Below are 25,815 nucleotides of genomic sequence, written 5' to 3' on the forward strand. Positions count from 1 at the left end.
GATCAGATATGTCTTTACGCGCCGTTGCTTACCTACGTTACAGTTCAGACAATCAACGGGCTGAATCAATAGACGCACAGTTAAAAGCAATTAAGGAGTATTGCAAGCGAAAAGGGTATATCCTTGTCGGCACATACACAGACGAAGCTAAAACCGCTACGACTGACCGCCGTCCAGATTTTCAGCGTATGATGGCTGATAGTTCTATGGGCATTTTTGACGTAGTTGTGGTACACAAGCGTGATCGGTTTGCGCGTGATCGTTATGACAGTGCCTTTTACAAACGCTTGCTAAAAAAGAATAATGTCTTACTTGAAAGCGTCCTGGAACAGTTCGACAATTCTCCAGAATCAATTATTTTAGAGTCTGTTCTTGACGGTATGGCAGAATATTACAGTGCCAATCTAGCCCGTGAAGCTCGAAAAGGTATGGCCGAAAATGCTGAAAAAGGGTTGCACGCTGGCGGCCGTCCTCCATACGGATATAAGGTAAACCCCGAAACGCTGAAATATGAGATTGACGAAAAAACGTACAGGGCTGTACAGATTTACTTCGAAGGGATCGCTAGCGGTCTATCCGTACCTCAGATTGTAGAGTTACTGAATGAACAAGGATTCCGTACAAGAACAGGAAGGAAATTTACAAAGAACAGCTTTGACGGCTGGGCATCGAATCAGAAATACAAAGGCGTATATACTTGGGATGTAGCCAGCGCCAAAAATGAGGATGGCAAGCGAAATACCCATAAGAAAAAACCAGTCGAACAGCAAGTAATTATACCGGGGGCTATTCCAGCGATTGTATCCAAAGAATTATGGGAAAAGGTGAACGCCATTATGGCCGACAGAAAAAAGAAACCTGGGGCTTTCAAGTCGAAAATATTGTATCTCCTTACTGGAAAGGTTCGCTGCGGAAAATGCGGAGCAAACTACGCGGGTAATTCTTACGTTAATCACAAAGGCGGCAACCATTTAAGATACTACCGTTGCGCTGCCAAGTGCGGTAATACAGGCGTGAGGAAAGAAGACTTGGAACATATCGTTATCGAACAGCTTGTAGAAAACTGCTTTACCGATGCGGCCATGATAGAAGTTGCACGCAAAGTACAGGACCTTTATCGGGAACAAAAGGCCAGCAGTCAGCAAGATATACAGCCGATCAAACGCGAAATTGCAGAAACTGAAAAGAAGCTGAATAACTGGATTGAAGCGATCGGCGAAGGGCTGCTTGATAAAAATGTATTGGCTGAAAAGATCAAAGAAGCAAACCAGCGGAAAGTTATTCTTGAATCCGAATTACACCATATCGAAGTAATGAACAGTATCAATGACATTGACGAAAAACTGATTATCGACTTACTGGAACAGAAAAAGCACTCGCTTTTCTCCGACAGCGACGAAGAAAAAAAGCAAGTGCTCCAGGAATTCGTTCAGGAAGTAATTATACTGCCATCCAGGGATATTAACAACTTTTATGTAGAATTAACATGCAGGGTTTTTAATGGTGGAGGCGGGGGGATTCGAACCCCCGTCCGAAAACAGCGATACATAAGCATCTCCGAGCGCAGTCACTCATTTAGATTTCGGTGATGGATTCGCGGAGTGACGCGCTGACCCAGCACCTAGCCTGATTGATCTTCTTCCTTTGGCCCCAGGCGGAGACCTCCGGCGTATCCCACTAAAGTTGAGCGCTAGTCATGCCACATGGGCGATGGAATGGTAGCGCCTCACTGGTTATTAAGCAGCGAGAGAAAGTTGTTTGTTGCCAGTTAATGGCGTTTGCGTTGATGACGAGGTCCGCAACCCCCCGGCTCGCTTCTTATGCTCTACCATCCCCGTCGAATCCAGAACGCCCCCAGGATGGGAAAGATCGTGTCACCGATTAGGTAGACAACGATGTTGTCAAAAAGATTGAATGAGGTCTCATGCGAATGTGTCTGAATCTGAGGCTATATCAGATGAGACAAAAAAAGCCCAGGCGAAATCGATAATCGGTTCCACACCCAGACGTTTTGGTTCACATCACTCATTGCTTCTTTACTATAGCATATGAATCATGCAATTCTCAACGTATGTTAGTGGTAACCCTGCCAGTGTGCGCCAAAGTCCGTGAATTTCGCGAGAGACAGTACATGCATACCGCCTATTCACTCGCTCCATATTTTTCTTCAACAGCAAGACGTCCATGGCATTCCTATACTTACACCTTCTGCCGCTCCCGCAGCGCACGCTCCACTTCACGCGCAGCGTCCTTCTTCTTCAAGTCCTCGCGCTTGTCGTAGTTCTTCTTCCCTTTGACCAGCGCCAGCTCTACCTTGGCCCAGCCGCCTTTTAAGTAAATGCTGAGCGGAACCAGCGAGTAGCCGCGTTCCCGGGTGAGGCTGTTCAGTTTGAGGATTTCCAAACGACTCAACAGCAGCTTGCGCGTCCGCTCCGGCTCATGGTTGAAGCGGTTGCCTTGATCGTACGGGCTGATGTGCACATTGTACAGAAGCATCTCACCGTTTTGAATCCGGGCAAAGCTGTCCTTGAGCTGTACGCGACCGGCCCTCACCGATTTGATCTCCGTCCCCGTCAGGGCAATGCCTGCTTCGTAGACTTCCTCGATATGATAATCGTGGCGGGCTTTCCGGTTTTGCGCCAGCGTTTTGACACCTGTTTTCGGTTTTGACATGGAGATCACCTCGCTTTTGGTACCGGTTCAAATAAAGAAAATATGGTAACAGTTAGTCTAGCAAAAAATAGGTTCGGTGGCAAGAATTTTTATCTCGAATCGATCTGTAAAGCAAAGGGACGGCGGTGCACTACCGCCGTTCCCGTGATTGATCGTCATTCTTACTCCAGACTGCTGCGGGTATCGTCACTATGTCAGCTGGCAGTTGCTTGTCTTTGTCAATATGTCTGCTGGCAGTTGCTTGTCTTTCAAACAAAAGCGGCTGCTCTGCTACAAACTCCACTGTCGTCCAGTGTACCACTTTTAGACACCGCCAAATCCAGCCAACGAAGGCAACAGCCTATCCATTTACAGATCGGTCCGTCTTACCTACCGCCGCTTCCGCTTCGCCTGACCCGCTACATTCTTCCGCTTCTTTTTCTTGGAACGAACCAGGTCCTCCCAGAAAGCCTTCTCGCGTGGAGCCGCCTGCTCTGTATCCCCTAACCGGATGACATCTTCTCCGCCGGCTTTTGCACCGGTCGCTTCCGGATTTTGGTTCACTTTGTACGTCTTCGCTCCGCTCTCCTTGCGCTTCTTGCGGAAGGCTGCTGGGTGCAGCTCTCGTCTCTGCGGCTGATCCTTTTTGGCGGAGCGCTCCTGCTTGGTCCGTCTGTCCTGACGCTCTTTCCCGCGCCCTTCGATGACCTTGGGACCGCGCTCGCGGCCGCGGAAACCGCCTGACTTTTTCATCCCGACGACTTCAAAGTCGATGGCGCGCTCGTCGACGTTTACGTTGGAGACGCGCACCTGGACGACGTCACCGATGCGGAACTGCTTGCCTGTCCGCTCGCCGATCAGGGCGTATGCTTTTTCGTGGTAGTGGTAATAGTCGTCGGTCAAAAAGCTGACGTGCACCAGGCCCTCAATCGTGTTGGGCAGCTCGACGAACATCCCAAACGAGGTGACGCCGGAGATCACGCCCTCAAACTCCTCGCCGATCCGCTCCAGCATGAATTCCGCCTTTTTCAGGTCGTCTGTCTCGCGCTCTGCATCTACGGCCAGGCGCTCGCGCTGGGAAGAATGATCCGCGATGAGCGGCATTTGCTCCTGCCAATGGGCCAACCGTTTTTCCGACAACTCTCCCTCCAGCGATTCGCGGATGCGGCGATGCACGATGAGATCGGGGTAGCGCCGGATCGGGGATGTAAAATGTGTGTAGAAATCGGTCGCCAGCCCGTAGTGCCCCAGACTTTCCGCGTCATATCGCGCTTGCTTCATCGAGCGCAAGAGCACGGTGCTGATGATGATTTCTTCCGGTGTTCCTTTTACTTCCTCCAAAAGCTGCTGCAGAGCGCGGGGATGCACAGTGTTTCCCTTGCCGCGCACGCTGTAGCCAAAATTGGTGATGAACTCCATAAAAGCCAGCAGCTTTTCCTCTTTGGGATCTTCGTGAACCCGGTAAATAAAAGGCTGTTTCATCCAATGGAAATGCTCGGCCACCGTTTCGTTGGCAGCCAGCATGAATTCTTCGATAATGCTTTCCGCGATGGAGCGGTCACGGAATCCGATGTCCGTAGGTGTGCCCTCTTCGTTGACGTAAATTTTCGCTTCGCGGAAATCGAAATCGATGGCGCCCCGTTGCATCCGTTTGGCCCGACGCTTGCGAGCAAGCTTTTCCATTTGGCGGAACATCGGGACGAGCGCTTCGTATTTGGCGATCAGCTCTTCGTCGTTATCCTCCAGGATTTTGCGGATATCGGAGTAGGTCATCCGTTCATTGGTGCGGATGACGCTCAGGAAGATGTCGTAGCCGACCACATTGGCCTCTGCGTCCATTTCCATATCGCAGGAGATCGTCAGGCGGTCTACCTTGGGATTCAGGCTGCAAATCCCGTTGGACAGGCGATGCGGCAGCATCGGAATGACACGGTCGACGAGGTAGACGCTCGTCCCGCGTCGATACGCTTCCTGATCCAGCGGAGAATTTTCCCGGACGTAGTAGCTGACGTCTGCAATATGGACACCCAGTCGGTAATTTCCGTTGGGCAACACTTCGACCGAAACGGCATCATCCAGGTCCTTGGCATCTGCTCCGTCGATCGTGACCATCACGCGATCGCGCAGATCGCGTCTGCCCTTGATTTCTTCTTCGGAAATCTCATCAGGAGCTGCCTCTGCTTCTGCCAGCACATCGGCTGGGAAGGCCTCCGGCAAACCAAATTTGCGGATGATCGAGAGAATATCTACACCGGGATCATTTTTGTGGCCCAGGATCTCGGTTACTTCGCCCTCGGGATTGACGCGCCCCTCCGGATAGCGGACGATCTTGGCCACGACCTTATGACCGTCTACCGCTCCGTTGTACGCTTCTTTCGGGATAAAGATATCCTTGCCGATTCGTTTTTCATCGGGAATGACAAAGGCGTAATGCGTCTCGTCTTTAAAGGTACCGACGACCTCGGTAATTCCCCGCTCCACGACGCGAATAATTCTGCCCTCAGAGCGGTTCCCACCGCTGATTTTCTCCAGCCTCACCAGAACGGTATCGCCGTGCAAGGCGCCATTCATATCATTGGCGTGCACGTAGATGTCATCCTGTTCAGGGGCCTCCGCGATCACAAAACCAAACCCTTTGGGGTGATTTTGCAGTCTTCCGCGGATCAGGTTCATTTTTTCCGGTACGCCGTAGCGATTCGTTCTCGTCCGCACGACTTCTCCGCTATCCTCCAACTGGTTCAGCGTTTTGACCAGTTCTTTAAAAGCATCCGCATCCTCGATTCCAAATGCAGCTTCCAACTCTGCCACCGTCATGGGGTGATATGCCTGTTCCCTCATGAACGCGAGTATTTCATGTTCTTTCATACTAAGCCTCCTCTGCCGCGAATACATGTCTCGCCAGCTTCTCTTACTATGTAGTATTCGCCGCTCGCGCTCACGGCAAACCAAATAGAGAAAAAGACAGCAAGGTTACCTTGCTGTCTTACGCTAATCGAACATTACGCTCCGCTTTTTAAGAAATATCCCAACAAGATCGCAAACACCATAAACAATACGGCAAATATAACCGTCAGCCTGCCAAGCAGCGCATCAATTCCGCGGGCTTTCTGTTTCCCCATCAGTTGTTCAGCGCCGCCGCCAATTGCTCCGGAAAGACCGGCACTTTTACCAGATTGGAGCAAAACGACAATAATTAATCCGATACTCGCGATTATCAGCAAAATTTTCGCAGCCAATGCCATGTTTATTCACCTCAAGACGTATTTCCAAGGCGTAAGAAACCCATTTCATGAACACTCTATAAGATGAGTGTTTCCATGCCTCTTCTCGTTTTCCAAAAAATCATATCCCGTTTGCCGCCATCCTATGCACGAACCGAGCATAAAAAGCTACAAACCAGCATTACTACTTTACCACAATTGGACGTGATCATCAACAACCTTTCTTGTAACACACGCACAGCCTGCTCCATCCCGCTTTTCTTCTATTTAAATAGCGAGCTGACTGGGCACGTTATAAAAATGGAAAAATGTAAATGTGTACTTTCTTTGTCTGTTTTGCTGTTTCCTTGCAACTGTCCCGCTTTTACCGTAAAATTGCATGTATATTGCTATACTCGCCCTAGGGAGGTCTTTGTCAGATGGCTGGTTCTAACAAAAAGAACATGAATCAAAACGACGTAATTGATTCCGCGAAGGCCTTTTTTGCTTCGTTTGGTATCTTGTTTCTTGTTTTCCTCATCGCACTTGTAGGTTCTGCTTTCTTCCCACCGCAGCATGGAGGCCAGGCTTCTGAAGGCGGCGGACCAACCGCCAACATCGATCCTGCCAACGTGTTTGCACAAAACTGCTCTAGCTGCCACGGACAAAACCTGGAAGGGATTTCCGCACCGGCATTGGCTCAAGTTGGTAATCATCTGTCCGCTGATGAGATTGCGAAAATCATCAAAGAAGGACGCGGCGGCATGCCTCCAGGCCTCTTGAAAAAGCAGCCTGAGATTCAAGCAGTTGCACAGTGGCTGTCCGAGCATAAGTAAGTACATAGTCATCGTGCACAAAAACACCGAAGCAAGCAGCCTTCGGTGTTTTTTCATTCTCCAAACGGGAGGGACGATTTTGTGAGCAGCAGCATTCTCACCCTGGAACAACTGGGTAAGCAGTTTCCCTCACAGCCAGATACATGGCTGTTTTCCGGCATATCAGCCGAAATTCTTTCTCCGGAGATTACGCTGATCATGGGCAAATCCGGTCAGGGAAAAAGCACTCTCCTGCGCCTGCTCGGCTTCCTGGATACCCCTGATCACGGGACCATCCGGCATCTGGGAAAAACACCGGCGGAGTGGAGTGCAGAGAAATGGAGAATGTCGGTTAGTTATGTCGCGCAGCACCCGGTGATGCTGCCAGGTACGGTGGAAGAGAACCTCCAGACGGTGAGCCGTTTGCACAAACGTCCATTTGAATCGGATACGGCCCACCAATGGATGGAGGCTGTCGGGCTTGGCGATCTGGATTGGAGCAAACCGGCGGCGCAGCTCTCCGGCGGTGAAAAGCAAAGGGTGGCACTGGTGCGCACGCTGCTGCTTCGTCCATCCGTGCTGCTGCTGGATGAGGTAACCGCTTCGCTGGACGCGATCAGCAAGCGGGCCACGGAGGAGTTGTTGCTGGATCTGCATCGCCGCTTCGGCACAACTCTTCTCTGGATAACACATGACTGGGAGCAAGCCCGTTCGGTCGGCCAGCGCGTCTGGTTTTTGGCGGGAGGACGGCTCTTGGAGGATTCACCGGCCGCTCTCTTTTTCCATGCCCCCCAGACCCCTGAGGCCAGGGAATTCCTCATCCTTCATCGCGATCAAAAGGAGGACGCTCCATGTCATCCATGAGTTTGTGGCTTTCCTTTACATTTGTCGTCATTGCACTCTTTCTGTCCATGTGGCAAAAGCTTGGCCTGGAAAAGGAGATCGCCATCGGGACGGTGCGCTCGGCCGTTCAGCTTTTGGCGATTGGTTATGTGCTCCAATTCGTTTTTCATACGGACCATCCGGTTTACCATGCCCTGGTGCTTGCTATGATGATCGCCGTTGCTTCCTGGAACGCTTCCCGGCGCGGAGAGGGCTTGCCCGGAATCTGGTGGCGCGTAGCCGCCTCCCTGACCGTCACGGCTGCCCTGACGATGTCGTTGCTTGTGTTGCTTCGCTTGATCCAGCCGACGCCGCAGTACCTGATTCCCATCAGCGGGATGATTATCGGCAATGCGATGATTGTCGCCGGTCTGTTTCTCAGTCACATGAACCGGGAAGCCCAGACGGCGCGGGGGGAAATCGAAGTGTTGCTCTGCCTCGGTGCAAACAAGCGTCAAGCAATTCACGACGTTTTGAAACGTGCCGTCAAAGCGAGCATGATTCCTACGTTTGATACGATGAAAACGATTGGACTGGTCCAGCTTCCCGGAACGATGACGGGAATGATTATCGCCGGAGCAAGTCCGCTTGAGGCTGTGCGGTACCAAATCCTGATCATGTTTGCCTTTTCCTCCTCGGCAGCCATCTCTGCCGTCCTGATCAGCATACTTGCCTACTCGTCCTGGTTTACTCGCGAGTCCACTCTGCGCCCCTGAGACTCGGATTTCGACTCCCCCGTCGATTCCAGGTCTCTTCCTCGCCTGTTCCTTACTGTGCTTTCCGGCCCTACCCGGCCTGCCCCTGCTTGGCGCAGCTTTCCTCTGTGCCTACCTTTTCCCATTCATTTTCCAAACGCTTTCCCGGCCATTTCCTCACAAAAAATTTCCCCTTCCATCACTTGGCAGCTCTTTTTTGAGGAAAACTGTAAGAATAAAAGAGTTCGACCGTCCAATTACATAGAAGAAACCGTAAAGGTGGGGAACGCGTGAACAAGAATGAGCTGATTGAGCAATGGTTCCTGCGTTACGGTGACGAGATCTATAAATTCCTCGTGTATTACATGGGTACTGCTGATGTGGAGGATCTGCTGCAGGATGTTTTCATCAAGGCCTTGCAGGCACTCGACCACTTCGAAGGAAGATCGCTGCCCAAAACCTGGCTTTTGTCGATTGCCCGCAACTCCGCGGTCGATTATCAACGAAAACAACGCCTTCGCAAATGGCTGCCGGACAGTTTTTTAAGCGACGTCCGCGATCACCGGCGAACCCCCGAGGAATGGCTGAATCTCCACGAAGAGAAGCGCGAGCTGTATCAGACCCTGCAACATCTGAAGCCGGCTCATCGGGAGGTACTGATCCTGCGCGGAATCAAAGAGCTCTCCCCTAAGGAGACAGCCGAGATTTTGCAATGGAGTGAAAACAAAGTCCACGTCACCTACCATCGGGCGATCAAAGCGCTGAAGGATCGCTGGGGACAGCAGGGACAGGAGGGGATTGGCGATGCCGTCAAACTACGATAAAAAGCTGTTGGAAGAACTGCGCAATCTGCCGGATATCAAGCTGCAACCAAAGCAAAAGGAGAAGATCATCATGACCATTCGCAACACACATACAGGAGCAGGAACCCGAACTTTTGACCATCGACGCAAGAAGGCTCATCGGCTGGCTCCCATTGCAAGAACGGCTGCGGCCTGCACGCTGCTTGTGGCGACTGTCTGGCTGGGCAGCCAATTGATCAACTGGAATCAGTCTGCAGGGCCCGCCCCCACTACTCCGGCAACGGATCAACAGCCGCCGGGCAGCACGGGCCCAGAAGGGTCGCCCCAAGGATCGGGGATTGGTACAGGTACAGGTGGTGCAGGTACAGGTGGTGCAGGTGTAGGCGTTGGCGCGGGTGCGGGAGCTGTTTCCGACAACAAAGAAGAAACCCTGATCCGTACGATCAAGGAAAAAGCGATGCAGGGCCAAGTTTTCAATCAAAATATTTCGCTGGAGACGTCCATGTTTGACGAGCTCGAGCAAGCCTGGGGCAAACCAGACCGGACGGATAGTGCAAACGGGATAATGTATGCCACCTACGGGAAAAAAGGAGTGGTTCTCGGCTACAACAAAGGTATGCAAATCGTCGATATTCGAACCAATGACCCACAGCTGCACAGCTTGTCTCTGGAACAGGTCAAAAGGATTCTCGGCGAACCGGCTCGTGTCAACTCTTTTGCCGGGCAGACCATTCATATTTACAACATCACGGATAAGTATCAATTGAAGATCGTCTACCAGGGAATCGAAGATGGCAAAAGCGAGCTTCGCGCTGTTCGCACATATGTCTTCTATCCGCGCGGAACAGTCAATCTCATGCTTTACGGAAATGCCACGGAAATGCTGACAGCCGTTCGTGATATGGCCAAGGAAGGGAAATTGCTCGGGGTGGAGTATCCGGTGGAGAATAGCGTTTTTGATACTGTAGAAAAAGAATGGGGGAAACCAGACCGGCTGAACATGGTAAACGGAATCAGCTACGCCAGCTACCGAATCCCGGGAATTGTGTTCGCGTTTAACAAAGGAATGCAAATCGTAGACATCCGCAGCTATGACACGCGCCTGCAAGCACTGACACCAGCCGATGTAAAAACGGCACTGGGCAAGCCGACTGCGATCGCCAACGTAGCCGGGGAAACCATCTACACCTACAACGTAACCGATGAATATGAGCTGAAATTTGTCTTTTCCGGCATTGTCACGCCCCAAAACGAGAAAACTTTGCTGGTGGATCACGTCAATCTTCAATTTCCAAGAGGAATGAAAAACCTGATGGCCCAATGATTACTCCCGCCTCTTACGGTGAAATTGGATAGACAGCCGCCCTGACAGTGTATTGAAAACGAAAAGAGCCGCCCCCTGCTATTCACCGGGAGGCGGTTTTTTCTCATTCCTTTGCTTGACGTAACCGTGAATCCCCAATACGAGAAAGCAGATGGCACTGAGCATTTGCAAAGAAAACTGAAACCATATCTTTTTATAGTTGGGACCATTCCCGATCGGTCCCACATGCGGCCAATAAGCATCCAACAACCCGAACAACGAAAATAAGATCATCATGCAAGCGATGCTAATGATAAACAGGGAGTGCGAACGCGACAGCTTCCATCCCCCTCCTTTACACATCTCTGCGAAACAGCTTTCTTTTTATCATACCATAACCTTCATTTGGGACGATCCTCACAGAAAAAAGCTGTCAGGATTCTCACCCCAACAGCTTTTCACCATCCATCAAGCCAGCTTACTGCCCAATAATGTACTTCTCCAGCTCATCCAGCACCATATTGGCACAAATCACGCCACCGGAGGTATTCCACACTACGTCGTCAACCTTGAATGCCTTGTTGTTCTTCACGACGTTCAGGTTTTTCCACAGTGAATCATTCGTCCATTCTTCCTCCAGCTTGCTGGCCTCGCCATTTCCTGTCTCATAGGAGAAGTAGAACATGATGTCGCCGTCCATTTCCGGAATCCGCTCTTTGGTTACTTCATCTGCGAATTCCTCTTTATCCTGCGCGGCCGGACGGGCTACGCCCAGATCTTTTAAAATCGTGCCCAGGAAGGTGTCTTTATAGTAGATACGTACGCGACCCGGCATGAAGCGCACGATCGATACTTCTGTTTTCAGCTTGTCGCCAGCTTTTTCTTTAAATTCTGCCACGCGTTTGTCCCAATCGGCAATGACCTGCTCGCCCTCTGCCTTTTTGTTCAGCGCTTCCGCGTACAGCATAAAGTTTGCTTTCCAGTCGCCGCGAGGCTCTTCCACGAATACGGTAGGAGCAATCGCCTTCAGCTGCTCATAGATTTTCTCATGGCGAAACTTCATCCCCAGGATCAGGTCAGGCTTCAGCGCCATAATCGCTTCCAGGTTTGGCTGAGATTCCGAGCCGACCAGCTTGGTGCCTTCCAGATAGGGTTTAACCGGCTCATAGAATTGGGTTGGGTCAGTAAAGGAGCCGACTGCCCCAACTGGTTTCACGCCCAGCTTGACCAGTGTCTCCACACCTTGCGCGGTCAGCATCACGACGCGTTGCGGGGTACCCGTGATCGTCGTCTCCCCCATCGCGTGTTTAACCACATAGCTTTCAGCGCTGCCTTCGCTGGCATTGCCTACTGGCTGTCCGGCCGGTTGCTGTTCTGCTTGCTTCCCTCCGCAACCTGTCACGATCAGCATGAGGGCCATCATAACGGAAAAGAACATCTTTCCGCGAGTATGCTTGTATGTAGGTTGAAACATGAAGATGACTCCCTTCAAATCACAATTGAGAATGTGTATCACTTTCATTGATTATCCTACATCCTGTGCCATGAACAAGTCAACAGGAAAATGATAATGAATATCAAGATCATTGACAAGGAAAATGACTGCCCCTACACTTAGTAATGAATAGACATCATTTCTCTATTACCCATTCTAAGGATGAATCCCCGCTATGAGAGCTTTGCTATCCAATACGTATCTGAAAATCATGGGAGTCGGCCTTTTTCTTTTACTGCTGGCCTATCTCAGCTATGCCAGTCTCGTCTTCGGCATTGTGGAAACAAGCTGGCATACGGCGATAGATGCCTTCACCCAGTTTGACGGCTCCAATGAACATATTGTCATCAAAGAAGTGCGGGTCCCCCGCGTGTTGAACGCGCTGTCCGTCGGCATCTGTCTGGGCATTGCCGGAACGCTGCTGCAAGCCTTGACGCGCAACCCGATTGCCGATGTGGAGCTGTTTGGACTCAATGCGGGCGCCGCCCTTTTCGTCGTCGTCGCTATCACCTTTTTTGGCATCAGCTCTTTGACCCAGTTTACCTGGATCGCCTTTCTCGGAGCTGCTGTGAGCGGTGTGATCGTCTACCTGCTGGGTTCTCTTGGCAGAGACGGAATGACACCGGTCAAGCTGACTTTGGCAGGCGCTGCGATCACGGCATTAGCCGCTTCTGCCCGTCACGGCATGATGGTCTTGAACGAAAAATCGGTCGACGAGGTTCTATTTTGGCTTTCCGGGTCAGTTGGCGGACGAAAGTTGGAATTTTTAGAATCAGTGTTTCCTTATATGCTCAGTGCCTGGGTGCTCGCCTTTTTGCTGGCACGCCCGATCCAAACCTTGCTCATGGGTGATGACGTAGCCAAAGGATTGGGGCAGCGCACGCTTCTGGTAAAACTGGCTGCGGGTGCAGCGATCGTCCTGCTGTCCGGCAGCTCTGTGGCAGTTGCCGGACCGATCGGCTTTGTTGGACTGGTCACGCCTCATCTCGCCCGTTTTCTCGTCGGGATCGAGACGCGCTGGGTAATGCTTTACAGTGGCCTTCTGGGAGCCGTACTCTTGCTGGCAGCGGACATCGCCGCCCGCTTTGTTGCCAAGCCCGCCGAAGTACCCATCGGCGTCATGACAGCCCTGATCGGTATTCCCTTCTTTATCTACGTCGCACGAAAGGGGCTGGACAAAGGATGAAAGGCTACTTGACTCTGCGCCCCGGCAAGGGGCTATCGTCTTTTCATTTGCACAAAAAAACTCTTCTGGTTACGGCTGTCGCCGCCCTGTTGACCTTTGTCATGGCTGTCATCAGTCTTGGCATGGGAGAGATCAAGCTTTCCCCGCTCGATGTTCTTCGGGTACTGATCGGCATGGGCGACGAGCAGCAAAATTTGCTTGTCCAGCAGTTTCGCATGCCGCGCATCGTCGTCGGTATCCTGGTCGGCGCTTCCCTGGCCGCTGCCGGGGCGATCATGCAAGGTGTTGTGCGAAATCCGCTGGCTTCTCCCGATATCCTTGGCGTTTCTGGCGGTGCGTCTGTGGCTGCCGTCACATTTCTGCTCTTTTTTGAAACGGTGAGTATCAAATGGCTGCCGCCTGTCGCTTTTCTCGGCGCTACGCTGATCATGTTTTTATTGTATGGTCTTGCCTGGAAAAAGGGCGTGACACCGCTTCGGCTCGTGCTGATCGGCGTTGGGATCAAAATTGCCGCCGGTGCTGTCGTCACCATGCTGATCACCTTTAGTCCGTTTTTGTTGCAAAACAAGGCCATTCTCTGGCTGACCGGGAGTATATACGGTGTCTCGTGTGCAGATGCGAGAATGATCCTGCCCTGGACAGTCGGACTGATCCTGCTGGGAGCATTGATGGCCAGACGCGTCAACATCCAACAACTGGGCGATGACATTTCCATGAGCTTGGGCAGTGCCGTCCAGCGTGACCGTTTCTTTCTGCTCCTGATCTGTGCTGCATTGACCGGAACAGCCGTCTCAGTCGGCGGGGAGATCAGCTTCGTCGCACTCCTGGCTCCGCACATTGCCAAACAGTTGGTCGGACCGTCATTCGGTAATGCCCTGCCCTTGTCAGCTTTGATCGGGGCCTTGATTGTGCTGATCGCCGATTTGATCGCCCGCGTGGCGTTTTCACCGATTGACATACCTGTTGGTGTCTTTACCTCAGCTGTCGGTGCGCCGTTTTTCATTTTCCTTCTGTACCGGAACCGAAATCGATAAAAGAAAGGCTTGTGATGATTGTGCATGCTCTGGAGACTCGTCAGCTAACCCTGTCCTACGGAGAGCGAAATATTATCGAGTCATTGGACCTGGCCATCCCGCACGGCAAGATTACCGTCTTTATCGGTAGCAATGGCTGCGGAAAGTCGACACTGCTTCGCTCCCTCGCTCGGCTGCTAAAGCCAAAAGGAGGGGCCATTCTTCTCGACGGTGAAGCGATCGCCAAGCGTCCTACCAAGGAAGTGGCGAAGCGTCTGGCGATTCTCCCCCAAGGCCCGGTCGCTCCGGAAGGACTGACAGTGCTTCAGCTTGTCAAACAGGGCCGTTACCCTCATCAAAGCTGGCTGCAGCAATGGTCGGAGGAGGATGAAAGGATGGTCGCCAAAGCGCTGGAAGCTACCCAGCTCTCTTCACTGGCGGACCGGGAAGTGGATTCTCTCTCGGGTGGACAGCGGCAGCGCGCCTGGATTGCCATGACACTGGCGCAAGGGACGGATACGATCCTGCTGGACGAACCGACGACCTATCTGGACATGTCGCATCAGATCGAGATTCTCGACCTGCTCTACGACCTGAACCAGACAGAGCAACGGACGATTGTCATGGTGCTCCATGATCTGAACCTGGCCTGCCGATATGCCGACCACATCGTAGCTGTCCACGACCAGAGCGTTTTTGCCGAGGGGGAGCCGGAAGCGGTCATGACCGAGGAACTGGTCCGTCACGTCTTTCAGATGGAGTGCCGGATTACCCGCGACCCGATTTACGGCACGCCGATGTGCATTCCTTTCAGCAAAAGCCGGCTGGTGACCAAGCACCGAAACGAATCCGCGGAAGCGCAGAAAACAGCCGCTTTGGTATAGGGGAAAAGATCAAAATCGTTTTTATCAAAGGAATTTCTTAATAAATGGAGAAGACTTCTTTATTAGTCGTGAAAGGAGCTGCTCTACATGTCCGGTATTGGAGTCCCCGGCCTCATTCTGCTGGTGGTCGTTGCACTGATTATTCTCTTTGTCGTGTCCTTTGTCTACTTTATCCGTTCCTTGCTGCGCAACTCCCGCGAGCGGCGTGACGGACTGAAGCAAATCGAGGAAAAGCTGGATCGGCTGATCGAACAGCAGGAACATAAAAACACAAAATGAAACGAAAAAAGAAAAAAGGTGCATGTCCCTTGAGGAAGGGCTGCACCTTCTGCTGTTCTGACACGAGAAAACTTGGCTTCGCGCCAAGCTTTTTGGCGAGGCCTTAGTTGCACTTAACCTTTCGACTACTATCGCGTTAGCGAAATTACACTATCTGAATGTATAAAAAAAGCCCGCTCCCGTTGCTTCACACAAAAGGACGCGGACTTTTCCGAAGAGATGACTTCTGAGAGCCACACTTATTATTTTTTCAGGTTATAGAAAGCCGCACGACCGCCAAAACGTCCGGTATTACCCAGCTCGTCCTCGATGCGCAGCAGTTGGTTGTACTTCGCTACACGGTCCGTACGGGATGGAGCGCCTGTCTTGATTTGACCGGCGTTGGTCGCTACAGCGATGTCCGCGATGGTCGCATCCTCTGTTTCACCGGAACGGTGGGAGATGACAGCCGTGTAGCCTGCACGTTTGGCCATTTCGATCGCGTCAAAAGTCTCGGTCAGCGTACCGATTTGGTTCACCTTCACCAGAATGGAGTTTCCGGTCGAGGTCTCGATACCTTGTGCCAAACGCTCCGTGTTGGTTACGAACAAGTCGTCTCCGACAAGCTGCACTTTGCTTCCCAGACGCTCAGTGAGCTTTTTCCAGCCATCCCAGTCGTCCTCGGAGAGGCCATCCTCGATGGAAATAATTGGATACTTGCTTACCAGATCCTCATAGAACGCGATCATTTCATCGGTGCTCTTTACAACGCCTTCGCCTTCAAAATGGTAGCTGCCATCCTTGAACATTTCTGTCGCAGCCACGTCAAGAGCCAGGAAAACGTCTTTGCCCGGCTCGTAGCCAGCGTTTTTGATCGCTTCCAGGATCGTTGTGATCGCTTCTTCATTGGATTTCAGGTTTGGCGCAAATCCGCCTTCGTCACCTACAGCGGTGCTCAGTCCTTTTTCATTCAGCACTTTTTTCAGAGAGTGGAAAATTTCTGCTCCAGTGCGCAGCGCTTCCTTGAAGGATGCGGCACCAACCGGCATCACCATGAATTCTTGAATATCGACGGTGTTGTCTGCGTGCTTTCCGCCGTTGAGGATGTTCATCATCGGTACAGGCAGTGTCTTTGCGTTGAATCCGCCGAGGTAATTGTACAGAGAAACGCCCAGAGATTCGGCAGCGGCATGAGCAACAGCCATGGATACGCCGAGAATCGCGTTTGCGCCCAGCTTGGCTTTGTTAGGCGTACCGTCCAGCTGGATCATCGCCATGTCAATGCCCACTTGGTCGAGGGCATCCATGCCGATCAGCTCAGGAGCAATGATATCATTTACATTCTCAACAGCTTTCAAAACCCCTTTGCCCAGGTAGCGGGATTTGTCGCCATCACGCAGCTCCACTGCTTCATATGCGCCCGTAGAAGCACCGGAAGGCACTGCTGCGCGACCCATCGAGCCGTCTTCCAGATATACCTCTACTTCTACCGTCGGGTTTCCGCGGGAGTCCATGATTTCACGTGCGTAAACATCGGTGATCATTGTCATTTGCCATCCATCTCCTTATGTTCGTTCTTCTGTATGACGAATCAGCGTACACATTCATTCATACCTATAATCTCGCCATAGTCAAGCTATTGTTTTGGTACATATCTCTTATGAGGATGCTTTGACGAGCGACTCTCCTGTCATCTCCGCCGGCTGTTCGACTCCCAGCAATTGCAGCAGTGTTGGCGACAAGTCAGCCAGTACGCCATCCTCACGCAGTTGAAGACCTTCCCGGGTGATGATGACGGGCACCGGATACGTGCTGTGGGAGGTAATCGGACGTCCCGCCTCATCCAGCATCAGATCGGCGTTTCCATGGTCGGCTGTAATGATTGCTACTCCGCCCTTGGCTGTGATCGCGTCCACTACTTTGCCCAGGCAGGCATCGACGGTCTCCACCGCCTGGATTGTCGGCGCCATTTTCCCGGAGTGACCCACCATGTCGCAGTTGGCAAAGTTGAGGATGATCGCTTCGAAGTTTTCTGCTTCTACCTCTCTGACCACGGCCTCGGCCACCTCAGGAGCGCTCATCTCCGGCTTGAGGTCGTAGGTAGCTACCTTCGGCGACGGGATCAGGATGCGCGTCTCTCCGGGAAACTCTTGCTCCCGGCCGCCGCTGAAAAAGAACGTGACATGCGGATATTTCTCCGTCTCGGCGATTCGCAGCTGCCTCAGCCCCTTCTGGGAAAGCACCTCGCCCAGCGTGTTGTCCAGATTGGTCGGCTTGTAGGCCACATAGCCCTTTACGGTTTCGGAAAAGTGAGTCAGGCAGACAAAGTGCAGATCGCGGGGATAATCCTCGCCCCGGTCAAAGCCGCGAAAATCCTCGTTGGTAAAGGCCTGGGAGATTTGAATCGCCCGATCCGGCCGGAAATTCAGGAAGATGACCGAATCCCCGCTCTGGATCGTCGACACCGGTTTTCCTTGCTCGTCAACGATGACCGTCGGCATCACGAATTCGTCCATGATGGATTTTTCATAGGATTCCTTCACAGCCTGCAGGGGGTCCGTATAGGCAGGGCCATCCGCGTACACCATGACCCGGTAGGCCTTCTCGATCCGCTCCCAACGCTTGTCCCGATCCATGGCATAATAGCGGCCCTGTACGGTGGCAATCCGTCCTACGCCGATTTCCTCCAGCTTGGCCTGCAGCTCCTCGATGTAGCCGACCGCACTGTCCGGAGCGACGTCACGCCCGTCCAGAAAGCCGTGAATAAAGACACGGCTGACTCCCTGCCTCTTGGCCATTTCGAGAATCGCGTACAAATGCTGGATGTGGCTGTGCACCCCGCCATCGGATAAAAGTCCGAACAGATGCACCTGCTTGTCGTTCTGTTTGGCGTGCTGAAAAGCCCCGACCAGGGTTTCGTTCTCGAAGAAATCGCCTTCCCGGATCGATTTGGTGATGCGGGTCAGGTCCTGATAAACCACGCGCCCTGCCCCGATGTTCAAATGGCCCACCTCGGAGTTGCCCATCTGCCCCTCTGGCAGTCCGACAGCCAGTCCGCTCGCCTGCAGCGTCGCGTGCGGATACTGATTCCAATAGCGGTCAAAATTCGGCTTGTTTGCCTGTGCGACAGCATTTCCGTAATGCTCACTGCGCAGGGCGAAGCCGTCCAGAATGATCAGCGCAACCGGTTTTGGACGTTGTGTCATGGTGATTCCTCCTTACCTGGCACCTTGAACCAATTGGATAAAGCTGTCTGCGGTCAAGCTGGCCCCGCCCACGAGCGCACCGTCAATCTCCGACTCCGCCATGTAGCTGGCGATGTTCTCCGGCTTGACGCTTCCCCCGTACTGAATTCGCACAGCAGCTGCCGCCTCTTGTCCAAAATCCTCGGCAATCACGCTGCGGATAATGGCAATCGTTTCATTCGCATCAGCGGAAGTAGAGGATTTGCCCGTCCCGATCGCCCAGATCGGTTCATAGGCGATCACGACATCAGCGAGCTGCTCAACCGAAACTCCGCTCAAAGCCGCTTTCGTCTGCGTGCCGACTACCTCTGCAGTCTTGCCTGCTTCCCGCTCTTCCAGGCTTTCGCCCACACAGACAATCGGCTTCAGCCCGTGCTGCAAGGCCGCCTTTGTCTTTTTGTTCACGCTCTCATCGGTTTCATTGAAATACTGACGGCGCTCCGAGTGGCCGATGATCACATAGCGCACACCGATTTCCTTCAGCATCAGCGGGCTGATCTCTCCGGTAAAAGCACCCTGCTCTTCAAAATGCATGTTTTGCGCGCCGAGGGCAATCTCCGTGCCCTGCAGTGCTTCCGCCAGTGCGGACAACGCTGTAAACGGCGCACAGATCACCTGTTCCACACCTGCCACTTTTTTCTGCTCTTTCACTGCATCGGCGAATTGCTTTGCGTCCGCGATGGTTTTAAACATCTTCCAGTTACCTGCTACGATCGGGGTTCTCAGAGGAATCGCCCTCCTTATTCGTTATCCTGCAGTACGGCCACACCCGGGAGCTCTTTGCCCTCCATGAACTCCAGGGAAGCGCCGCCGCCGGTAGAAATATGGGTCATTTTCTCGGCTACGCCTGCTTTTTCCACGGCTGCCACCGAGTCGCCGCCGCCGATGATTGTGGTGCCCTGGCACGCTTCCATCGCTTTGGCCACACCGATGGTCCCGCCGGCGAAAGCGTCCATTTCAAATACGCCCATCGGCCCGTTCCAGACCACTGTCTTGGAATCGACAATCACCTGATGATACAGCTCGACTGTTTTCGGACCAATGTCCAGCGCCATCCAGCCGTCCGGAATGGCATCGACAGCAACGGTCTGTTTGTCGGCATCCGCAGCAAAACGATCTGCCACGATCACATCCACCGGCATCAGCAGCTGCACGCCGCGCTCTTTGGCCTGCGCCATCAAGGTTCTCGCCAGATCGAGCTTGTCATCCTCGCAGAGGGATGCACCGATCTCGCAGCCTTGCGCCTTGAGGAAGGTATTGGCCATGCCGCCGCCGATGATCAGATGGTTTACCTTCGTCAGCAGATTTTCGATGACAGCGATCTTGTCCTTTACCTTAGCCCCTCCGACAATCGCGGTAAACGGGCGTTCCGGACGGGACAGCGCGCCGCCGAGGAACCGGATTTCCTTTTCCATCAAAAGCCCTGCAACGGCCGGTATGTACTGGGCAATCCCTGCCGTGGACGCATGCGCGCGATGAGCCGCGCCAAACGCGTCGTTGACGAACAGATCGGCCAGCTTTGCAAAGCTCTGCGCCAATGCGGGATCGTTCTTTTCCTCACCGGCATGGAAACGTACGTTTTCCAGCAGAATCACTTCTCCATTCTGCATGCTAGCTACCGCCGCTTCCACCTCAGGGCCAACCGAGTCATCCAGCTTTTTTACGTCCTTGCCGAGCAGGCCGGACAGATGCTTGGCCACCGGCGTCAGTCTCATTTCCTCGACTACCTGTCCTTTGGGACGGCCAAAATGGCTGGCCAAAATCACTTTGGCTCCGGCTCCCTGCAAAAACTGAATGGTCGGCACAGCCGCACGAATCCGTGTATCGTCCGTAATGACGCCGTCCTGCATCGGCACATTGAAATCGACCCGGCAAAACACGCGTTTCCCTGCCAGATCGACATCGCGGATAGACTTCTTGTTCATGAACGATCCTCCCCACTTGAATGGCTTGTATTCCCTTTTCCGGACTTTTTCACGTCCTCCTATGGGAAAAGGGAGAGGCTTCTCTCCCTTTTCACGACAATTCTATTTTACGTGTTACAAGCCACGCTGTGCAACAAAATGACACAAGTCTACGACGCGGTTAGAATAGCCCCACTCGTTATCGTACCAGGAGACTACTTTCACCATGTTGCCTTCCAGGACCATGGTCGAGAGTGCGTCGATGGTGGAGGAATCAGGGTTGCCGTTGTAGTCGGAAGAGACCAGCGGTTTCTCGGAGTAGCCGAGAATGCCTTTGAGCGGCCCTTCAGCGGCTTCTTTCAGGGCGTTGTTTACCTCGTCTACGGTCACATCCTGCTTCAGCTCGGCTACCAGGTCAACCACGGAGACGTTTGGCGTTGGCACGCGCATTGCGAAGCCGTTCAGCTTGCCCTTCAGCTCAGGCAGGACCAAAGCTACTGCTTTTGCCGCACCTGTCGATGTCGGGATGATGTTTTCTGCGGCAGCGCGGGCACGGCGCAGGTCTTTGTGCGGGAGGTCGAGAATTTGCTGGTCGTTGGTGTAGGAGTGAACCGTCGTCATCAGACCGCGCACGATTCCGAATTTCTCATGCAGGACTTTGGCAAAAGGCGCCAGACAGTTGGTGGTGCAGGAAGCATTGGAGATCACCGTATGCTTTGCCGGATCGTATTGCTCTTCGTTTACGCCGATCACCACGGTGATGTCTTCATTGGTCGCCGGTGCAGAAATGATCACTTTTTTCGCGCCGCCCTCCAGATGTTTGGCTGCGTCTTCGCGTTTGGTAAAGCGGCCTGTGGATTCTACCACGATCTCCACGCCGTAATCCGCCCATTTCAGGCTCGCCGGGTCGCGCTCAGCCAGTACCTTGATTTCCTTGCCGTCGACAATCAGGGTATTTTCATGCGCTTCCACCTCGACCGGCAGCACGCCATGAACGGTATCGTATTTTAAAAGATGTGCCAGCGTAGCTGCGTCTGTCAGGTCATTAACCGCGACGATTTCTACGTTTGGGTTGTTCAGTGCTGCGCGGAAAACATTGCGTCCGATACGTCCAAATCCGTTGATTCCTACTTTTACCATAGTGAATTCCTCCTGCTCGTTTACATAGCTTTTTTATGTGTAGCTGGACTTCCCGATGCCTGAAAGCGCCGGGCCGTTATGATTGTCAGGACAGGCAAAACAAAAGAAAAGAAGAGATATGGCAGTATCTGTACCGTAGGGACACCCAGCGTCACAGACATGACCATCGCCAGACCGTTCCAGGGGATCAAGACGGGCAAGACCAGTGTCGAGTCCAGCATCGTCCGTCCCAAAAACACATGCCCCTGCTCCATCCGGCTAAAACGGGGCAGCAGCGTCGAGCTCATCACCAGAATCGGAATCGTCTGGTTACAGCTGATGATCACGACCAAAAGCGACAGCAGTACCGCTTTGCCAGCCAGGACGACAGTGTGTTCCGTCTTTCCGATCAGTCCCTCTACGAGGGGTGCCAGCAGATTGGCGCGGTTGAGGATGCCGTTCAGAAAGCCCGCTAGCGTAATGAGCACCAGCACCTCCAAAATGGCAAGCATGCCGCCGCCGTGCACCAGCTGATCCAGCGGCGTTCCGGTATGGAGCTCATAACCGTACAGGATCGAGCGGCCCATCGCAGCAGGCTCGATCGGTACAGTGGCCAGCACAAGCAACGCAGCCGACAGCAGTCCGTAAAGCAAAGCGGGAACCGCCTTGACGCGAAAGGCAAACGATCCGATCAGGACCAACAGCGGAACCAGCGGCAGCCAGCCGATGGCAAAGACCTGCTGCAAAAGCTGCTGATACTGCCCGATGACACCTGTGTCACTGGCTTCTGACCGGAAAAGATCGAGGGTCAGAAACATGACTCCGCAGATGGCCACTGCCAGCCAGGCGGTCCGGGAGTTGCTGCGATCCTCTTTTTCGGTCATGTCGAGACTGCTGAGGATCAAAAGCCGGCTACTGGAGATGGGGGAAAACCGTTCTCCCACCATGGCCCCGCTGATCAAGGCACCGGCTACCATCGCCGCCGGAATGCCCGCCGTATGGGCGATGCCCATCAGGGCCAGTCCGACGGTGCTCAGGGTGCCGACGGAGGTACCCAGCAGATAGCTGGCAGCTGACGCCAGTAAATAGGAGAGGATCAGCATGTACTTTACATCCACGATGGAGAGCCCGTAAAAGATGATCGCCGGGATCGTGCCGCCCATCATCAGGAGCGGGATCAGCAGTCCCACCAGAAACAGGATCATCAGTACCGGCTTGGTCTGCTTGACTCCCTCCCAGCCAAAATTCCACTGTTTGCGCCAGGAATACCCAAGTCGTTTTACACTAACCAGTGTGACCAAGATTGCCAAAACAATCCCTAAAAACAGCGGGAAGCCAAACGTCAAACTGAGCGCGATGCCCGCCATCAGTGAGAGGATCGGGAGAACGGTATGAATGTTCATGTAAGCGTACTTCCTTCCGTTACAGTCGATTGGAGGAAAGAATCGCGCGTGCGGCTCCTTCATCCGTGATAAGTACATTCTGGCACGACTGTTTGGCAAAGGAAAGAATCGCTTTTGCCTTGCTTTCTCCTCCCGCGATGGAGAGGACCGTTTCTGCCTGCTTCACATCCTCCAGCTGCAGCCCGATGGTCGGCATCCGGTGGACGGTCTCACCGGCGGCATTGAAGTAGTAGCCGAAGGCCTCGGATACGGCCCCGGCTGCCTTTAGCTCTGCCAGCTCCGCCTCCGTGTAGTTGCGCCGCTTCGCCATCGCCAGCGCATCCCCGATCCCGTGGATAACCAGGCGCGTATGCTGCAGCAGTGCGAGGACATCCTGCACCTGCGGCTCATCCATCAGCGTCTGCAGCGCATCCGGGCGCAAGCGGTCAGGGACGTGGAGCAGGCGGTAGGAGCTGCCGGTCTTTGCGGCCATGGCAGAGGCCAGCGTGTTGGCTTGCAGCTCTACCCGCTCGCCCAGACCGCCCCGAGCCGGAACGAACTGTACGCCCCGAAAGGACGGTGCCGGAGTCAGATGATGAGCCACGCTGGCAACCGAGGTGCCGCCGGTCACGGCCACGATGTCATCCTCGTGAATGTACTGCTTCAGCAGCCGCGCGCCGACTCTACCCAGCTCTTCCTTCACCCAGGCCGAGTGATCCGCGTCTCCCTGCACCACAACGACCTGCGAGATGCCAAGCAATCGCTGAAGCTGCTCTGCCAGCTCAGTCAATCCGAACAGATCTGCCGTCAGCGGCTCCATCTCTTCCAATACCCGGTGTCCCTCTTCGGTGAGCGTCATGCCTGCCGCCGTCACATGGATCAGCCCGGTATCCTTCAGCAGCTCCACCTCGGCGCGGAGAATCCGTTCCGTGGTTTGCATCGCCTGGGCCAACGCCCGTCTTCCGATCGGCTGCAGATGTGAGATCGAGCGCAGCAGCATGTAGCGCTCCCGCATAACGGCAATCAGGTCAGGCAGCAGTTTTTGTTGCATCTCAATAAAACGCTGCATCATCAGTACGTCCTCTTCAACTAAAATGTACTCGCATTGGTTTGATCGGGACATTTTTTGTCCATATACATACATTTTACGTCCCGCTTCAACCAAAAAAATAAACGTGATTCACACTTAGAATGTAGCATAGTTGTCAAAAACATGCAAGATCCCTTCACCTATTAACCGATCTGGCAAAGGGATCTTCTTTCTTTTATCCTTGCCGGGAGCGTCTGTCCAGCTCATTCCACAGCTCTTCCATGGTCACCACATGCGTCACGGACGGAAAGACCTCCTCCCCGTCAATCTCCACGACCGGGATGACAAACAGATAGCGCTCATGCAGCGCGGGGTCCTGCTCAATGTTGACCAGCCTCAGCTCCAGCGGAAATTCCTCTCCCAGTACCTGCAGCACTGCCTCCACCTGATCGCAGAGATGGCAGCCCGGGCGGCCGTACAGAACGATGTGAAATGGTTTCCTGTTCATGCTTTGCTCAGTACCTCTTTCGTTTGGCTGACGAGGGAATCATCATCTCTTCCCGGTATTTTGCCACCGTGCGCCGGGAGATTTCGATTCCTTCCTGCATCAGCATTTCTGCCAGCTTCTGATCGGAGAGCGGCTGTTTGCGGTCCTCCTGCTCGATCAGCGCCTTGATCCGGCGTTTGACGCTTTCCGAGGAGGTGACTTCTCCGCCTGCGGTAGACAGCGCCGAGGTAAAGAAGTACTTCAGCTCAAAAATCCCGCGCGGTGTCTGGACGTATTTGTTGCTGGTCGCGCGGCTGATCGTCGACTCGTGCAAGCCGACCCTCTCCGCGATCTCTTTCTGCGTCATCGGCTTTAAGTAATGGACGCCGTGATCAAAAAACTCCCGCTGCATCTCGACGATCGCTTGCGTCACCCGCATCAGCGTAAGGCGGCGCTGCTCCAGACTTTTCGCCAGCCACATCGCGGCATTCAGCTTTTCGTGAATAAACTGCTTTGCCTCATCCTGGCTCTTTGGCTGGTTCAGCATTTTTTCATAAAAACTGTTGATCTTCAACCGCGGTGTCGTGATATCGTTGACCAGTACCAGGTACTCATCGCCCACTTTTTCCACGGAGACATCCGGGATGACATAGCGCGTTTCCACTTTGGAAAAAGCAGCACCCGGCCTGGGATTGAGAGTCCGCAGGAGGTCAGCCATTCCCTGAACCTCCTGCACCGTACAGCCTACCTTATCCGCGATGCGCTGAAAGCGGCAATCGGCCACATCCTGCAGATGCTCGCTGACCACGAGCACGATCTGCTCGTCGTCCAAAGCAAGGTGGCGAAGCTGAAGCAAGAGGCATTCCTCCAGATTGCGTGCGGCCACACCCACCGGATCAAAATGCTGGATGACGGCCAGAACATCCTCCACCTCGTCCAGGCCTGCACCCAGCCCCTCTGCAGCTTCCTCCAACGTGATCTCCAGATACCCTTTTTCGTCCAGATTGCCGATCAAAAACAGCGCCATCCTTCGCTGGGACGGGGTAAAGCTCTTGATAAAGCCAAGCTGGCGCTCCAAATGCTCATACAAGGTAACCGTTCCTTGATGGACGAAATCCAGTGGATTGTAAGTGCTTTCATTTTTGTTTGTAGCATAATCTCCTGTGGCCCGGTTCCCTACGATTTCCTTCCAATCTATTTCCGGCTGTTGTTTCTCCATTTTTGCCGGTGCCAACGGAGCCGCAGCTTCCTGCAAATCGAACACCGGATTTTCATTAGCCTGCTCCTGTAAGTAAGAAACAAGGTCGACAGCCGAATATTGCAGAATCGTGATAGCCTGTCTCAGCTCCGGTGTCATTACAAGCTTCAAGGTTTGTTCCTGATAAAGTCCAAGACCCATGTTCACCTGCGTTCGCCCCCTCTCATGCAGTCAATTGCCCGCGGCATTCTCACTTTTACTTAT

The 25,815-nt window shown here is 53.3% G+C and carries 23 protein-coding genes, 1 other RNA gene and 1 pseudogene; 10 read left to right on the forward strand and 15 right to left on the reverse strand.

Annotated features, from left to right (window positions below; translation table 11 throughout):
• Positions 1-8 precede the first annotated feature (8 nt).
• Positions 9-1,043, forward strand: a pseudogene (locus NDK47_RS27905) (recombinase family protein); the annotation flags it as partial.
• A 458-nt stretch (positions 1,044-1,501) separates the two neighbouring features.
• On the opposite strand, the gene ssrA reads toward NDK47_RS27905, so the two are convergent.
• From ssrA to secG, 5 genes are all read right to left on the reverse strand, one after another.
• Positions 1,502-1,856, reverse strand: a transfer-messenger RNA (tmRNA) gene (ssrA, locus tag NDK47_RS24345).
• Positions 1,857-2,199: 343 nt separating this feature from the next.
• On the reverse strand, positions 2,200-2,673 hold the full coding sequence (gene smpB / locus NDK47_RS24350; RefSeq protein WP_251872310.1) for an SsrA-binding protein SmpB: 474 nt from the start codon (positions 2,671-2,673) through the stop codon (positions 2,200-2,202).
• Between the two features lie 130 nt (positions 2,674-2,803).
• Positions 2,804-2,974, reverse strand: a complete 171-nt coding sequence (locus NDK47_RS24355; protein ID WP_251872311.1) for a hypothetical protein — start codon at positions 2,972-2,974, stop codon at positions 2,804-2,806.
• 68 nt (positions 2,975-3,042) lie between these two features.
• A complete protein-coding gene (gene rnr / locus NDK47_RS24360; protein ID WP_251872312.1) occupies positions 3,043-5,517 on the reverse strand; it encodes a ribonuclease R in 2,475 nt (824 codons plus the stop codon).
• A 134-nt stretch (positions 5,518-5,651) separates the two neighbouring features.
• Complete coding sequence (gene secG / locus NDK47_RS24365; RefSeq protein ID WP_251872313.1) at positions 5,652-5,894, reverse strand: preprotein translocase subunit SecG; 243 nt, start codon at positions 5,892-5,894, stop codon at positions 5,652-5,654.
• Between the two features lie 398 nt (positions 5,895-6,292).
• Between secG and NDK47_RS24370 the strand changes: the two genes are divergently transcribed.
• From NDK47_RS24370 to NDK47_RS24390, 5 genes are all read left to right on the forward strand, one after another.
• A complete protein-coding gene (locus NDK47_RS24370; RefSeq protein WP_251872314.1) occupies positions 6,293-6,688 on the forward strand; it encodes a YqzM family protein in 396 nt (131 codons plus the stop codon).
• An 81-nt stretch (positions 6,689-6,769) separates the two neighbouring features.
• Complete coding sequence (locus NDK47_RS24375; RefSeq protein WP_251872315.1) at positions 6,770-7,531, forward strand: ABC transporter ATP-binding protein; 762 nt, start codon at positions 6,770-6,772, stop codon at positions 7,529-7,531.
• Positions 7,519-8,265 (forward strand): ABC transporter permease, encoded by a 747-nt coding sequence (locus NDK47_RS24380; protein WP_251872316.1) that lies wholly within the window; start codon positions 7,519-7,521, stop codon positions 8,263-8,265. The genes NDK47_RS24375 and NDK47_RS24380 overlap by 13 nt, the downstream gene beginning before the upstream one ends.
• A gap of 269 nt (positions 8,266-8,534) precedes the next feature.
• Complete coding sequence (locus NDK47_RS24385; RefSeq protein ID WP_251872317.1) at positions 8,535-9,068, forward strand: RNA polymerase sigma factor; 534 nt, start codon at positions 8,535-8,537, stop codon at positions 9,066-9,068.
• A complete protein-coding gene (locus tag NDK47_RS24390; RefSeq protein ID WP_251872318.1) occupies positions 9,049-10,371 on the forward strand; it encodes a YjgB family protein in 1,323 nt (440 codons plus the stop codon). Before NDK47_RS24385 ends, NDK47_RS24390 begins: the two co-directional genes overlap by 20 nt.
• Positions 10,372-10,828: 457 nt before the next feature.
• On the opposite strand, the gene NDK47_RS24395 is transcribed toward NDK47_RS24390, so the two are convergent.
• Positions 10,829-11,824, reverse strand: a complete 996-nt coding sequence (locus tag NDK47_RS24395; protein ID WP_251872319.1) for an ABC transporter substrate-binding protein — start codon at positions 11,822-11,824, stop codon at positions 10,829-10,831.
• 196 nt (positions 11,825-12,020) lie between these two features.
• Between NDK47_RS24395 and NDK47_RS24400 the strand changes: the two genes are divergently transcribed.
• From NDK47_RS24400 to NDK47_RS24415, 4 genes are all read left to right on the forward strand, one after another.
• Complete coding sequence (locus NDK47_RS24400) at positions 12,021-13,031, forward strand: FecCD family ABC transporter permease (RefSeq protein ID WP_251872320.1); 1,011 nt, start codon at positions 12,021-12,023, stop codon at positions 13,029-13,031.
• Positions 13,028-14,065, forward strand: coding sequence for a FecCD family ABC transporter permease (locus NDK47_RS24405; RefSeq protein WP_251872321.1), 1,038 nt, complete (start codon positions 13,028-13,030; stop codon positions 14,063-14,065). The genes NDK47_RS24400 and NDK47_RS24405 overlap by 4 nt, the downstream gene beginning before the upstream one ends.
• A 20-nt stretch (positions 14,066-14,085) precedes the next feature.
• The gene (locus NDK47_RS24410; protein ID WP_305883394.1) at positions 14,086-14,928 is read left to right on the forward strand and encodes an ABC transporter ATP-binding protein; all 843 of its coding nucleotides are present in this window, start codon (positions 14,086-14,088) and stop codon (positions 14,926-14,928) included.
• A gap of 87 nt (positions 14,929-15,015) precedes the next feature.
• On the forward strand, positions 15,016-15,207 hold the full coding sequence (locus NDK47_RS24415; RefSeq protein ID WP_251872323.1) for a DUF4083 family protein: 192 nt from the start codon (positions 15,016-15,018) through the stop codon (positions 15,205-15,207).
• 242 nt (positions 15,208-15,449) lie between these two features.
• On the opposite strand, the gene eno is transcribed toward NDK47_RS24415, so the two are convergent.
• From eno to rpoN, 9 genes are all read right to left on the reverse strand, one after another.
• The gene (gene eno / locus NDK47_RS24420; RefSeq protein WP_251872324.1) at positions 15,450-16,736 is read right to left on the reverse strand and encodes a phosphopyruvate hydratase; all 1,287 of its coding nucleotides are present in this window, start codon (positions 16,734-16,736) and stop codon (positions 15,450-15,452) included.
• Between the two features lie 108 nt (positions 16,737-16,844).
• A complete protein-coding gene (gene gpmI / locus NDK47_RS24425) occupies positions 16,845-18,392 on the reverse strand; it encodes a 2,3-bisphosphoglycerate-independent phosphoglycerate mutase (protein WP_251872325.1) in 1,548 nt (515 codons plus the stop codon).
• Between the two features lie 12 nt (positions 18,393-18,404).
• A complete protein-coding gene (tpiA, locus tag NDK47_RS24430) occupies positions 18,405-19,157 on the reverse strand; it encodes a triose-phosphate isomerase (RefSeq protein ID WP_251876353.1) in 753 nt (250 codons plus the stop codon).
• Positions 19,158-19,171: 14 nt separating this feature from the next.
• Positions 19,172-20,356: a phosphoglycerate kinase gene (locus NDK47_RS24435; RefSeq protein WP_251872326.1), complete on the reverse strand. Its 1,185-nt coding sequence runs from the start codon at positions 20,354-20,356 to the stop codon at positions 19,172-19,174.
• 114 nt (positions 20,357-20,470) lie between these two features.
• Positions 20,471-21,475, reverse strand: a complete 1,005-nt coding sequence (gene gap, locus NDK47_RS24440) for a type I glyceraldehyde-3-phosphate dehydrogenase (RefSeq protein ID WP_251872327.1) — start codon at positions 21,473-21,475, stop codon at positions 20,471-20,473.
• A gap of 20 nt (positions 21,476-21,495) precedes the next feature.
• Positions 21,496-22,857: a Na+/H+ antiporter NhaC family protein gene (locus NDK47_RS24445; RefSeq protein WP_251872328.1), complete on the reverse strand. Its 1,362-nt coding sequence runs from the start codon at positions 22,855-22,857 to the stop codon at positions 21,496-21,498.
• A gap of 19 nt (positions 22,858-22,876) precedes the next feature.
• Positions 22,877-23,905, reverse strand: coding sequence for a sugar-binding transcriptional regulator (locus tag NDK47_RS24450; protein WP_251876355.1), 1,029 nt, complete (start codon positions 23,903-23,905; stop codon positions 22,877-22,879).
• Positions 23,906-24,101: 196 nt separating this feature from the next.
• Positions 24,102-24,374: a glutaredoxin family protein gene (locus NDK47_RS24455; protein WP_251872329.1), complete on the reverse strand. Its 273-nt coding sequence runs from the start codon at positions 24,372-24,374 to the stop codon at positions 24,102-24,104.
• Positions 24,375-24,381: 7 nt separating this feature from the next.
• Entirely contained in the window at positions 24,382-25,758 is a 1,377-nt protein-coding gene (rpoN, locus tag NDK47_RS24460; protein WP_251872330.1) for an RNA polymerase factor sigma-54, read from the reverse strand.
• Positions 25,759-25,815: the final 57 nt, after the last annotated feature.

It is taken from the genome of Brevibacillus ruminantium, assembly GCF_023746555.1.
Classification (GTDB): domain Bacteria; phylum Bacillota; class Bacilli; order Brevibacillales; family Brevibacillaceae; genus Brevibacillus; species Brevibacillus ruminantium.